Origin of the sequence: Collinsella acetigenes (assembly GCF_012844445.1) — a bacterium.
GTDB classification, from domain to species: Bacteria; Actinomycetota; Coriobacteriia; order Coriobacteriales; family Coriobacteriaceae; genus Collinsella; species Collinsella acetigenes.
In genome coordinates this window covers 500,492-513,565 of the sequence record NZ_JABBCP010000001.1, presented here as the reverse complement: position 1 = coordinate 513,565, position 13,074 = coordinate 500,492, and the positions used below count along the sequence as shown (strand labels likewise).

General features: G+C 57.6%; 12 protein-coding genes. 1 reads left to right on the top strand and 11 read right to left on the bottom strand.

What is annotated here, in order from left to right; translation table 11 throughout:
• Nucleotides 1–8: 8 nt before the first annotated feature.
• The 11 genes from cutD to dcm form a co-directional block, all read right to left on the bottom strand.
• A complete protein-coding gene (cutD, locus tag HF320_RS02215) occupies nucleotides 9–956 on the bottom strand; it encodes a choline TMA-lyase-activating enzyme (RefSeq protein WP_169276863.1) in 948 nt (315 codons plus the stop codon).
• A gap of 55 nt (nucleotides 957–1,011) precedes the next feature.
• Nucleotides 1,012–3,546, bottom strand: coding sequence for a choline trimethylamine-lyase (cutC, locus tag HF320_RS02210; protein WP_169276862.1), 2,535 nt, complete (start codon nucleotides 3,544–3,546; stop codon nucleotides 1,012–1,014).
• A 16-nt stretch (nucleotides 3,547–3,562) separates the two neighbouring features.
• The gene (locus HF320_RS02205; RefSeq protein ID WP_169276861.1) at nucleotides 3,563–5,062 is read right to left on the bottom strand and encodes an aldehyde dehydrogenase family protein; all 1,500 of its coding nucleotides are present in this window, start codon (nucleotides 5,060–5,062) and stop codon (nucleotides 3,563–3,565) included.
• Nucleotides 5,063–5,073: 11 nt separating this feature from the next.
• Entirely contained in the window at nucleotides 5,074–5,385 is a 312-nt protein-coding gene (locus HF320_RS02200; RefSeq protein ID WP_022387080.1) for a BMC domain-containing protein, read from the bottom strand.
• 9 nt (nucleotides 5,386–5,394) lie between these two features.
• Nucleotides 5,395–5,691, bottom strand: a complete 297-nt coding sequence (locus HF320_RS02195) for a BMC domain-containing protein (RefSeq protein ID WP_152078999.1) — start codon at nucleotides 5,689–5,691, stop codon at nucleotides 5,395–5,397.
• A gap of 15 nt (nucleotides 5,692–5,706) precedes the next feature.
• Nucleotides 5,707–5,979, bottom strand: coding sequence for a hypothetical protein (locus HF320_RS02190; protein WP_226814268.1), 273 nt, complete (start codon nucleotides 5,977–5,979; stop codon nucleotides 5,707–5,709).
• A complete protein-coding gene (locus HF320_RS02185) occupies nucleotides 5,972–7,063 on the bottom strand; it encodes a hypothetical protein (RefSeq protein WP_169276860.1) in 1,092 nt (363 codons plus the stop codon). Before HF320_RS02185 ends, HF320_RS02190 begins: the two co-directional genes overlap by 8 nt.
• A 568-nt stretch (nucleotides 7,064–7,631) precedes the next feature.
• Nucleotides 7,632–9,248, bottom strand: a complete 1,617-nt coding sequence (locus tag HF320_RS02180) for a DUF2130 domain-containing protein (RefSeq protein WP_169276859.1) — start codon at nucleotides 9,246–9,248, stop codon at nucleotides 7,632–7,634.
• A 447-nt stretch (nucleotides 9,249–9,695) separates the two neighbouring features.
• Nucleotides 9,696–10,262 carry a metallophosphoesterase gene (locus HF320_RS02175; protein ID WP_169276858.1) on the bottom strand — a complete coding sequence of 189 codons (567 nt, stop codon included), beginning with the start codon at nucleotides 10,260–10,262 and terminating at the stop codon, nucleotides 9,696–9,698.
• Nucleotides 10,263–10,390: 128 nt separating this feature from the next.
• Nucleotides 10,391–10,717 carry an HIRAN domain-containing protein gene (locus tag HF320_RS02170; protein ID WP_169276857.1) on the bottom strand — a complete coding sequence of 109 codons (327 nt, stop codon included), beginning with the start codon at nucleotides 10,715–10,717 and terminating at the stop codon, nucleotides 10,391–10,393.
• A 181-nt stretch (nucleotides 10,718–10,898) separates the two neighbouring features.
• Entirely contained in the window at nucleotides 10,899–12,164 is a 1,266-nt protein-coding gene (gene dcm, locus HF320_RS02165) for a DNA (cytosine-5-)-methyltransferase (protein ID WP_169276856.1), read from the bottom strand.
• 178 nt (nucleotides 12,165–12,342) lie between these two features.
• On the opposite strand from dcm, the gene HF320_RS02160 reads away from it, so the two are divergent.
• Nucleotides 12,343–13,068: a BglII/BstYI family type II restriction endonuclease gene (locus HF320_RS02160; RefSeq protein ID WP_169276855.1), complete on the top strand. Its 726-nt coding sequence runs from the start codon at nucleotides 12,343–12,345 to the stop codon at nucleotides 13,066–13,068.
• Nucleotides 13,069–13,074 lie beyond the last annotated feature (6 nt).

The window sequence follows — 13,074 nt, the reverse complement described above, 5'->3', positions numbered from 1 at the left end:
CCCCACCCCTAGTGTCGAACGAGGCTGACCTTGAAGTCCGCCTCGGAGATCCAGCCCTCGATGCGGTTTAGGTCGTCCTCGGAAAGCGACGGGTCGCCTTCGATCTCGTAGTCGCGACCGAGCTGCGCGTACTTGCCCACGCCCAGCTTGTGGTACGGAAGCAGGTCCACGCCGTCGAAGTTCTTCTGGTAGCGATACGGCGTGAAGAACTCGATCATGGCGTCTATCTCGGCCTTGTCATCGTTCACCCCGTGAAGCAGCGGCATGCGCACACGCACGTTAAAGCCGTTTTCCAGCAGGGCGCGGATGTTGGCGAGAATCTGCTCGTTGTTCACGCCGGTCCACTGCTTGTGTTTGACCGGGTCCATCTGCTTGATGTCGAACAAGAACAAGTCAACGTAGCGCGCGATATCAAGAATCGTCTCGGTCTTGGTGTAGCCGCATGTCTCGATCGCCGTGTGGTATCCGCGGTCCTTGCAGGCCGCAAGCAGGGCGCGGGCGGCCTCGGGCTGTGCCAAGACCTCACCGCCACCCAGGGTCACGCCGCCGCCGGACATACGGTAGAAATCCGCATCCTGGTCCATGAACGAAACCAGGTCGCAGATCTTGCGATCCTCGCCCATGATGGAAAGTGCCTTTTGCAGGCAGGCCTTCTCACAGGCGCCGCAGCCCAGGCACTGCTTGGTGCGGTCCACCACATGCTCGCCATTGACGAACTGGTGAACCCCTGCGGGGCACGCCTCGACGCACGCCCCGCAGTTCACGCAAGCAGTCTGCTTGAACATGACCTCAAAACCACGACGCTGGCTCTCGGGATTGGAGCACCACTTGCAGCGCAGAGGGCATCCCTTGAAGAACGCGATGGAGCGAATGCCCGGGCCGTCGTACATGTTGTACTTCTGCGTATTGAAGATGCGCGCGCGGCGCTCGAGGCTCTCTTCCAGCTGCTCGCTCATGTGCGTCCTCCTTTCTGTTGGGGTTGCGCCCATTTGGGCTTGAGTGGTTACGTGCTTAGAGCTTGGTCAGCATCGTGCGGCTGATGATCTCGTCCTGAACGTCCTTGCACAGCTCGACGAAGAACGCGCTGTAGCCGGCGACGCGAACCACAAGGTCGCGATGCTCCTCGGGGTGAGCCTGGGCGTCGAGCAGTGTCTGGTTATCCAGGTAGTTGAACTGCATCTCGCCGTTGCCGTACATGCAGGCCGTGCGCAGAAGCGTGACCAGGCCGTTTTCGCCCTCGGGGGTATCCAGCAGGCCGGCCATGAGCTTGAAGTTGTGCACCATGCCGATGTTCATGCTGTCGTTGCTCATCTTGGAGACCGACTTGATGATGGCGGTGGGGCCGTTGTGGTCGGCACCCTGGGTGGGGCTGATGCCGTCGGACAGCGGCGTCCAAGCCTTGCGGCCGTTGGCAGAAGCGCCGGTCATCTGGCCAAACGGGGTGTTGTTGGAGATGGACAGCGTGCCGTGGGACAGACGCGAGTACAGGGTCTTGAACTGGCTGTGGATGTGCTCGGTGAAGTAGACGATGTCCGCCACAAACTGATCGGCGTAGTCGTCGTCATTACCGTACTTGGGGGCGTCCAGGCAGTCCTGACGCATCCTCTCATAGCCCTCAAAATCGGCCTTGAGGCCCTCGTTGAGCTCGCACAGCGTGTACTTGTGGTCGTCAAAGACGAGCTTCTTGATAGCGGCCATGGAGTCGGCATAGGTGGCAAGACCGCTCCACACAACGCCGGGTCCAAAGTTGTACATGGCGCCGCCGGCAGAGACGTCCTTGCCGGACTCCATGCAGCCCTCGAACATGATGGACATGAGGGGCTTAGGAGCCATGTCGCGATGCACGCGCTGCGAGATCACCGTCATGACGCTCGTCCACTTGGTGATGTAGTAGATGGTGCTCTTGACCGCAGCCTCGAACTCCTCAAAGGTGTGGTACTGGTCGAGGTCGCCCAGGTCGGGGGTAACCTGCTTGCCATACCACAGGGGCACGCCGTGGTTGAGCGTGAGCTCGATGGCGATGGGCCACTGGGTGTAGGAGGTGGAAGTCCACTGATACAGGCGGCCGGACTTCTGCGGCTCGACGCAACCCATCATGCAGTAGTCGCGCGCGTCCTCAACGGAAACGCCCTTGGCAAGCATCATCTTGATGTGCGTGTCGTCAAAGTGGCAAGCGGGGAAGCCCATGCCGGAGCGAACAACGTCGACGATCTTGCGCAGGTACTTCTCGGGGCTCTTGTTGTGAATACGGCAAGCCAGGGAAGGCTGATAGATCTTGACGTGACGAACGGCGTCCATCAGCAGGTAGGTGAGGTCGTTGGTGGCGTCGGCGCCGGAGCGGGTCACGCCGCCGAGCGTCATGTTGACGAACGGCTGATAGCCGGCGAAGAACTTGGAAGCGTCCTCGGAGGTAGCCCACATCATCTCGCTCATCTTGATGAGCATGCAGCCGGCGATATCAAAGGCCTGGTAGTCGGTCAGGCGGCCAGCCTCTTTGTCGGCCTTGTAGAAGGGATACATATACTGGTCAACGCGGCCGATGGACATACCGGTCTGGTTCTCCTCAACCGGCAGCAGGCTCTCGACAACCCATACGGACTGCACGGCCTCCCAGAAGGTGCGCGGCTTGTGAGCAGGCACGTTCTTGAGGTTCTCGCAGATCTGCAGGAGCTCGGCGCGGCGCTTGGGATCGCTGCACTCCTGGGCCTTCTGGCAAGCGAAGTCAGACAGACGGCGGGCGTAGATCATAACGCCTTCGGTGGTGTCGATGACGGACTTGTAGAAGTAGATCTTGTCCAGATCATCGGGGTTTGCGTAGTCAAGGTGCTTGAGGTGCTCGCGAGCCTCGTCCTGGATGTCCTGCATGCCCTTCTTCATCAGGATGACGTCGTAGCCGGGGTTGGAGTCGCCGCCGCCGTTTACCTGGTGATAGGAGCAGTCGGAAACAAAGGACTCGCCGGAGAGCTCCCAGCCGCCGCACTCGCGGTACTGGTCCTCGCAGACCTCGTCGAGCGACTTGCCCTCCCAAAACGGGAAGAGCTCCTCGCGCATGTACTTCTTGTCCTCTTCGGAGATGTAGAAGGGGTCCTGAGCGCGCGTGCCAATGGTGTCGAGCTCGTCGCGCAGCCAACGCCAGGCGATATCGGGCGAGAAGGCGCCGGCGCGCGGAGCACCCGTGGGGTTGCCGACGATAAGCTCGTCGTCCTGGATGATCAGCGGGGCGGTCTCGCAGCAATAGCGGAAGCACTTGGCGCGCAGCTCAATCTTGGGCATACCCGGGTTTTTGCGGGTGAACTCGGTGACGGCGCGAGCGCGATAAGTGGTAATGGAGGGAACCTGCTTGAGGAAGTTCTGCTTCAGGCGAACATGGCGCTCGGTGGGGCCGTTGGGCACCTCGGTGCACTCGGTGTGGGCAACGGTGCTGTCCAGCGGACGGTCGAGCTGGTCGGCGACCTTGGTGAACATCGCGCGGACGTTTGCACGCTGCTCTTCGCTCATGTCCTTGGTGGCGTCGGACAGCTGCTTGGCAAACTCTTGAATATCCATCAGTACTCCTTTTCTTCTAATCGGTCATGTTTTTAAGCAGGCTTGCAAACCATGTGTTGTCCTGCGGGGCAACTTCTGTTGCAGGCTGCTGTTCGGTCATATGTGCGACGATCTTCCGATCCGGCACCCGGTTGAGACCGGCATCCTCGAGAAGAGAGAGGTCAGAAGACTCGAGGCCGCACCCAACCTGGCGCCGGCGGATAAAGTCGCGATAGGTCACACCCAGATTCGAGGTCGTCGCGCTTTCCCAGCCGGTAACGGTGAGGGTCTTGGGCAACGTGGAATGGCAGCCGGTAGCTCCCATGCCGGTGCCCACGTTCACGAGAATGCGTCCCACCGGCTTTTTGAGCACAAACTGACGGACAACTTCGCCATCGCGCGAAAAGATCGAAAGCGCATTGCCCGAGCCGCTATTCAAGATCAGCTCGATGCACTTCTCGCAGGCGTCACGCCAGTTCTCCTCCACGTAGTAAGACAGCACGGGGCCGTACTTAGTGCGCGAGAAAAAGCTGCGCTCGGAGACATAGGGCTTCTCGGCCACGAGCACGCGCGTAGAGCCAGGCACCGCGATGTCTGCGCGACGAGCCAGGTCGCACGCCGATTTACCGATGAGCTCACGGTAGGTGCGCCCGTCCTCGCGAAAACACACGCGGTAAAGACGCCGGCACTCCTCGTCGGAAAGGAAGTAGCAGCCGCGACGCCTGAGCTCGGTCTTAAAGGCCTCGTCCACGGCTTGCTCGACCACAACCGACTGCTCGGCGCCCGGTAGCATCCCGTAGCAAAACGACTTGCCGTACACAACTTCCTCGGCGCACAGGGCCAAATCGGCGGTTTGCTCCACAAAGACCGGGTTGTTGCCAATCGACGCGCAGTACACATCCTTGCCCGTGGTATCGGCCACGTGGATGTGCTCGCACTCGCGCGAATCAATAAGCACGCGAACGGTCGGCTGAGCCGCCAGCCACTCTTCACCCTCGGGGGCATAGAGCTCCAGATACGTGAGGGCGTCGAGCGGATAGTGGCACTCGGCGGCAACATGGCGCACGTCCTCGATAACGGCCTTGCAGGTGGCATGTGTACGCTGACGAGCCGAGAAGATAATCGGGCTCTTGGATGCAACGGCACACACAAGCTGCGAAAGCATCGTGGGGATGCACAGCCAGTCGGGCAAAAGCGAGACGACCGTACCCTTAGAGATGCCCACCTCGACGGAATGCGTAGCACTGCGCGAGTAGAGCTCCTGCGTAGGCATCTGGGCGTACACGTCGTCCAGAAGCTCGGTGAGCACCCACTCGATGAGGGCCTGCTCGTCCTCAGCGTTGCCGTAGTCGCTCTCGTCTACGGCAAGCTGAGCATACGAGGCAGCATGCGGAAGCAAGCGCTCGCGCAGAGCCTCCAAAAATCCGTCGACAAGCGTGCCGGGCAGACCCTCGAGGACTTCCCTCGACTCCTCGGCGTGCTCCAAAAGGATGCGCGCCTCCTGAACGGAGCGAAGATCGGTGTCAACAAGGGACATGGCACACCTCCTTAGTAGGGAAGCAGGTTCTCAAGACGGTAGCGATCGGTGATCTTCTTCAGATCGGGATGCGGGCGCGGGATGACAACCGAGCTGTAGACCTCGGCGCCTAGGGCCTCGACGGCCTCGACGCCCGCGTGAACGGCTGCCTCGACGGCCGAGACATCGCCCTCGACAAGAATCGAGATGTAGCCGGAGGCGGTGTTCTCGTAACCAATCAGGTTCACATCGCCGGCCTTGCACATGGCGTCGCCAGCTTCGAGCACCCACACGAGGCCAAAGGTCTCGATGGCACCGAATGCGTTGCCTTTGCTTTCAGACATCAGGACCTCCTAAAAATCCACGTCGTGGACGGAAACAACATCGCCAATAGGCGGAACGGGGCGCTTCATGACGTTGTGCGCCGTGACCTTGCCGATGGCCGATGCGGCCTCGACGCCTGCTTTGACAGCAGCCTCGCATGCAGCGACATCGCCCTTGACGATGACGGTGACGAGCGTGGAGCCGACGTTCTCGTAGCTCACGAGCTCGCAGTCGCCCGCCTTGAGCATCTTGTCGGCGGCTTCCAGAGCCGGAACCATGCCGAGGGTCTCAATGAGGCCGATGGCCTCTTCGCCGGTATAGCGCATGGGGTAGCTCCTTTCCTATTTGATGTAGGAATTGATGGTGTCGCGCTGCTCTTGATCAGCGCTGTAGTAGACACGGACCTCGCCCGCGCCGTCCAGGTCAAAACGGGACTCGCTGATCAGACCGTTCTTCTCGGCGGTCATCAGGGCCTCCTGCATCTTGGGCTTGGTAAAAGCGGTAAACGAGGAGTACTCACCCTTGAGGGCCTCCATGACGTCGTCGGCACAAGCCTCGTCATGACAGGTAAAGTACTTGAGCATGGCATAGTTCAAAGGCAGCACGTTACTCACCGTCCTTCTTCAGGAGGTCCATCGGGTTCACGGCGATCAAGAAGATGCCGATAAGGTTGACGATGGCAGCGACCCAGGCGATGGGAGCCAGTGCGTAGCCGTCAAAGCCCATGACCAGGCCAAGGATGATCCAGGTGGCAAACGGAGCGGTGAAGGTGTAGGTGCCGTTGATGGCCATACCCAGGGCGGTGCCGCACATGGCGTTGGCGCGGTACCAGCTCATAAAGGAGAGGTAGGCGGCGGCGCCGGAGACGGCAAAGAAGATGATGGAGGAGCCGTCGGTGAACGCCTGGGCAACATAGGTGTAGCTCTGGGCAAGGGTGCCACCGCACACGAGGGTGAGGATCGGCAAAACGATAACCAGATTGCCGATGCCAGAGACGAGCTGACGGATGTTAATGGCGATCTGCGAGTCGATCATGCAGGTGGCGTAGCCGCCCACGCAGCCTTCGATACCCCAGCACAGGGCGGCGAGAAGAGCCAGGCCCAGGCCAAGTGCCATACCCGGTGCAGCCTCGCCGGTAAGTCCGGTGCTACCGATCATGACACCTGCGATGACGCAGATCACGATACCCGTGATAACACGGGGGCCAAGCGGCTGCTTGTAGAGGATGCGAGCGAGGATCGCGCCGATTGCGGGATTTAGAGCCGCGATGGGCACGGCAAGGGTGCCGGCCTGAGAAAGCGCGATAACGTAAGCAGCAGAGGCAATGGGACCGCCGATGAAGGCAGCGAGGATCACGATGCGACCGGGCTTGGAGGCAATGCAGCGGCCCAGGTCGGCGATCTTGCCCTGCTTGAGGGTAACGAGCGTGGCCCAGATGGCGCTCAGGGTATCGTTGATGCCCGAGGCGATCGTAGGCAGGATGAAGATGACGACCAGGCTGGTAGATGCGAGCGCACCAAACCAATTGCCCCAGACGCCAAAGAGCTGACCGCCGGTAACGAAGGCAGTGTACAGCGCGTACATAATGCTGGAGAGCGCCGCGATAGCGATGCCCTTCTTGAAGAAGCTTGCGTCGAGCGCCTTCTTCTTTTTGATCGCAAGCGCGCGATCAGTTGGAGCTGTTGCGGTTGTTTCCATGCAAGCAGTCTCCTTTCCATCATTGATCGTTTGTTGGACACAGGTGTCGACTCCCATGGCGTTCAATGACTGAGATGCTAGAAATTGACGCAGGCGTGAAAGAAAGAAGCATGCCGTTAACATTCTGCGAACGGCCTTCGGCGGTACTTTTAGGCCACTCGGCGCGCACGAGCGGTCGAAATACGCCCGCAAACGGCATTTAATGCTACGTTGCGTATAACATTTGTAGGTATAAATGGTTTGGTTGCAGCACATTTGGCATTTATTCAATCCCCTACCGCCACCCATAGTCGCCCTAGGCGTTTTTCAGGCTCTTCCCAGCTCAAAGGGATTTTTTATTGTTGTTTTGAGAGCTTTTTCGTCCGCAGTACGAAACGATTTGGAAACAATTACCTAACGTTAAGGTCCCGATTTCCGACCCCATGTGACAAAAAGTCGACAGGTTTATTTTGTCACATTTCGCCGTTCACCTGGGTAAAACAGACGTTCACCTTGCAGCGCGCCAAGAAAAAGCGCCGGCATATACCGGCGCTTTTTCTAACGGTTGTAACGGTCTTGGCGAATGAGCCTACTCTTCCTCCGCCTCGTGTTTAGCATCAGCCTCTTCAAAGGCAGCCTTCATCGTGGGGTTGCCGCGCGTGAGGCGCTTGATGGTCAGGGCTTCCGCCTTGTTATTCGCCAGTCGCAAGTTATTCTCAGACGAGAGCAGCGCATCCTTGGTCTTTTGCAGGTGCGTGATGGTCTTATCAATCTCTTCGATCGCCGTTTGGAACTTTCGGCTTGCAATGTCGTAATTGCGCGCAAAGCCGGTCTTGAACTCCTCCATCTTGGCCTCGAAGTTGGTGACGTCGATATTTTGCTGACGCACCACAGCCAGCTCCTGCTTGTAGGAAAGCGAGTTCAAGGCGGCATTGCGCAGCAGCGTGATGAGCGGAATGAAGAACTGCGGACGGATGACATACATCTTTTCGTAGCGATAGCTCACATCGACGATGCCCGTGTTGTACAGGTCGCTATCCGGCTCGAGCAGCGTGCAGAGCACGGCATACTCGCAGTTTTTCTGCTTGCGGTCATGATCGAGCTTCTTAAAGAAGTCCTCGTTCTTATGCTTGCTCGCCGTAGTATCGTTCTCGTTTTTCATCTCGAACATGATGGAGACAATCTCGTTGCCCATCTCGTCGCACTCGCGGAAGATAAAATCGCCCTTAGTGCCCTCAGAGGCATCGTTATCCTTCTCAAAGTACGCGTTGGGAAACGCCGTCATGCGCAGGCGGTTGAACTCCGTCTCGCAATGTTGCTCCAAGCTCTCGCCCACCATCTTGGTGGAAAGGCGCGCCTTCATGTCGCGCAAGCGCTCGATTTCTTGGTCCTTGTAGCGAATGAGCTCTTCGGTGGTCTTCTTGGCCTGAGCGAGCTCGAGCTCGTGCGCCGCCGCGAGTTGCTGCTCGCGCGAATCGCGCACCGCAAGTTCACTGGTGAGTTTGGCGCGAGCCTCATCGCGCTCGCGCTCGGCCTGGGAAACTGCCTGCACGAGCTGGGCAGCCGCCTCGCTCTTTTGCTCGCGAATCTGCGAACGCAACGCATCGGCCTCACGCTCGGCATCGGATTGGGCCTTTTGGATGGCGAGCTCGCGTGCCGAATCGGCAGCATCCAGACGAGCCTGGAGCTGGGCAATCTGAGCATCGCGCGTGGCAAGCTCGTCTTTGGCAGCGGCCGCGGCACTGGCCTGCGCCAGCTTGACCGCATCCGCCTGTCGAGCAGCCTCCGCGCGCAGGCGATCCACCTCGCGCTGCAACTCGACAGCCGTCTTTTGCGCATCGGCGCGAGCCTCGGCCGCAGCTTCGTTCCGAGCGGCCTTTTGGGATTCCGCGGCGGCGGCAAGCTTGGCCTCAAGCTCGGCAATACGCGCTTCGGACTCACTTTGAGCTTTCTGCACGAGAGAGCTCGTCTCAACTCGTAGATCGGCCATCTCGGTATTGTGGGCGGCCAGGGCTTCTTGCAGGCGCTTGTCCGCCTCGGCGCGCGCAAGCGCCAAGGCGCTTTCGGTCTCGCGCCTGGCCGCGGCTTCGCGCTCGGCAACATCGTGCGCAAACTCCGCAGTACGTACCTGACTGACGATATCGGCATAGCTCGACTCGTCGATCTTAAACATCTGGCCACAGTGCGGGCACTTGATCTCGTTCATGGAGCTCCCCTTCGCTGGCTTGCTTTGATAAGACAGCATACCGCCCCAAGGGGACACAGCCGCGCACGATGACCCAAATGGAGGCGGCAACATTACCGTAGTATCGGACCCATGTGGCCCCGAAGTCCTCGTGGCGCCAATCGTGATCGTACCCGCTGCGGCAACGTCGGGCGCGGTCGCGATGGATGCAACCGGTGGCGGAAAATCGCGCATTTCCGAGCCCAAATTCAACGAGTGGCGGAAAATCGCACGTCCTGGGTCCTAAAACGCCCTCAAAACGTTTCAACAACCGCCACTCATTTCAAAATGCACGTTTTACCGCCACAGGATAACGCTGCCGAAGGAACCGTCAGCAACTCCACTTGGGCTCGTCGGACGCCGCACCGTGCCAGCGCCAACACACCAGTCGCGCTACGTTAACCCAGCCGCACTGGCCCCGTCATTGTGCTATGCCAGCTGCGCCGGCTTTGGCTCAACACCATCAAAGAAGGCCAGGATATCATCGCGACTCACGGGGCAATACTCGTTGGCATCAACACCCACGTCGTAGCGCAAAATGCCGCGCTCGCGATTGCGCTCGTTATAATCGGGTCCCTCGGTATGAATGTGTCCATGAAGATGAATGGCCCCGCGCCATTTGCCGTTCCAGCTCAACATGGGGTAATGGAACAGGTCCAGGCGGACGCCCTTGGCAAACCCTGGCTTGATTTCCAGATAGTCTTGCTCGGATTCAAAGGCGTCTGGGAAGGGGCTATCAATCCAGTGCTTGTCGTGATTACCGCGAATGAGATGCACATGCTGGCAAACGATCTTTTTGCGGATGGCATATGCCTCTTCGACCGTCGTGCGAAACGAGAAGTCGCCCAGGATGTAGAGGGAATCGCGCGCGCTCACACGGTCGTTGATATTCGCAATAAGGCGGCGATCCATCTCTTGAACCGACGAGAACGGACGATGTGTGAGCTCGATAATATTCGAGTGACCAAAGTGCGTATCTGCCGTGAACCACATCATGACGCGTCTCCTCCGCCCTGTCGTCGCATGCAAAAGCCGCGGCCCCGACCCATGGGCAGAGCCAGAACCCGGCGACTCCCTTGTCTATGCATGATAGAGCAAGCTGAGGTTTGCTCTGCGGCGCTCATCTAGCGAGCATCGGTTACATACAGGCCAACGCGCACCTGCTCCCATGGCTTTTGATCGGGAGAGACCTGCAAGACGCGCAGCTCAAAGCCATCGGAGTGGCCATAGAAGAACATGAGGGCGAGAAGCTCGTTTTCTGATCCGGGAACAAAGCCCATCTTGGTTTTGCCGCGATAGATTGCCATAGCAGACGAATCATGCGGATTGTCGAACTCCGGCACCAGGCGCAGACGCTCGCCCACCTTGAGCTCAGAAAGCACCAAGGCTCCGTCCCAGTACTGGAACCCGGCGATATAGAACGAAGAAATCTGACGTGACGGCTCGTACATGGTTTACCCCTTCCAACCTCCCGCGGCGCCACCCGCGGGCCTCTCGCCCGCCCGCGCCTTCGGGCTTTTTGTTGATTAGAAGGTACCGCCTCGTGCGGACATGGATTGAACCGCCAGCAAAAGGGCCTCTCGCAAGAAGTCCCATACGAATCAAATCGCTATAAGAAATCGTGAAAACACTCTAGCTTAAACCGTAGTAGTCCGTCATCGCCTTGCCGATACGATGAGGAACACCGGTTACCAATGCATTCCCCATGCAGAAGGCACGGTTGCCATCGGTCATCCCAACATTGGTCCACCCGCGAGGAAAGCCTTGCAGCTGATCGAGCTCATCAGGAACAAGCCTGCGGTATCTGCCGTCTTCGCACTCAACTACGTGCTTAAAACGGCTCGCTCCGGTGCCGCCCTCCCCAGTCAGGATGGTTCGACTCGGCTTATCAATGGAGTCGGGAAAGCTCATAGAGCCTTCGGAGTACATATAGGTGAAGCCCGTCTTTTTATTAGTACGTTCCTCGCGCTTTGAGCCCTTTAGATAGCGCCACTTATCGAGCTTCTTGGGGTCAATAAAAAAGTTGGCAGGAACCTCATCCTCAGGAACAAGAACGTCTTTCAACACGCGACGCGGGCCGGTATAGTTTTCGACGAAATTACAAGTGAGCACTTTGCAACCCTGCATGACGCCCGCAGACATAAAGGGAGAGACCTTTTTCCCAATGCCGAAAGACGCCGAGTTTTCATAGGGATCTGGCAAAACATCAAGCTCAGTCTTCTCGTCCGCATAAAGAGCAGGGAAGGCGTGCGCCATGACGCCGTTTTCGAGCCTGTCGGAAAGCTCGATTTGCTCAGAAGTGAGCTCGCAAAAGATGTAAACACGTTTGCGGCGCTGAGGATATCCATATTCGGCGCTATTCACAACGCGCCACTCAACGACATAACCCAGGTCGGCAAGGCAACTGAGGATGATTGCAAAGTCGCGGCCACGTTGGGCAGCAGGAGACTTCAACAAACGATCAACATTTTCAAACAGACCAAAACGGGGCTTTTTCATCTCGAGGAAGTGGTAGATGTCCCACCAAAGAACGCCCTTCTTTCCCTCGATGCCCTTCGCCTGGTTAAGCGGCCGCGCCACCGAATAGTCCTGGCACGGGAAGCCTCCGACGACCATATCGACATCAGGAATAACGCGCTCGCCAACCTCAGCCTGCTCAAGAACCTTATTGATATCATCATTAACTACTGAATTTTTTCCAAAACGATCAGCATAACAGCGGGCTGCAAACTGTCGTGCCTCCGTTCCGGGCGGCTCCCACTGATTTGCCCAAATGGTCTTAAACGGGCCCGCAGGAGGCATACTGAATTCTGGGTGCTCTTGGTTGTCATAACCCTCAAGGCCCAAACGAAACCCTCCGACGCCCGCGAAGAGCTCGGCAACCTTAATCTCAGACACGTTTCTCCAATCGCTACTGTGTCCGACTATGGATCTCTACTTTAACGGAGTGAGAGGACAAGATCAAGCCAAAACCGCGATTGCTAATCAAACGAGGCCAGCCATCTCTTTTAAAAGATACAGCCATCTCTTTTAAAAGATAGAATGATGCTTAATTTCAAACGTCAAGGGAGCACCTATGGACTATTGCATCCACGGCCATCGTCACGCAGACTATCTCTTCAGCTCTTTAGAGGAATACAGCACTACCTGGTTCGAAGTTCTATCTGCCCTCGATTCCATTAACGACCAGGATATTATTGATGAATTTGAATCCGAGAAACGTGAAGCGAAGTCTATTTCACAGGCCATCAATCGAATCGTAAAAAAACAAATGCTTCTTCGAGAATGGCAATGCGAAAGCTATATCTTTGCCGATCATGAATACGGCATTCAAGCTAAAGGTACTTGGAGACTCGATTTTGCAAAAGGTCCCCTTTCAATGGAAGTCGCCTTCAACCATAGAAGCGACATTGCCTGGAATCTTATAAAACCAACTCTCGCGAGCGAACTTAACCATGTACAAAAGGCGATACAAACAAGCGGAGGCATCATTGTCACCGCAACCCAAGAACTTAAAGAAGCCGGTGGGTTCGATAACGCCTGCGGTTCTTACGAAGACTATGTGCAGTATCTCAAACCGCTCTACGGAATGCTGCCCGCCCCGCTCGCGATCATTGGATTGAAAGCACCAGAATCATTCAAGATTGATGTCGTACCCAATGGCCCCGGCAAAAAGAAGGGAGTAGTCGCTCTATACGCAATGGAGCTCAAGGGACGATACTATTGCCCTGCATGCGGAACAGTACTAAACGAAAAACCGCCAGCATGCGAATGCGGCCAGCACCTTGCATATAGAAGCTGATGTCAG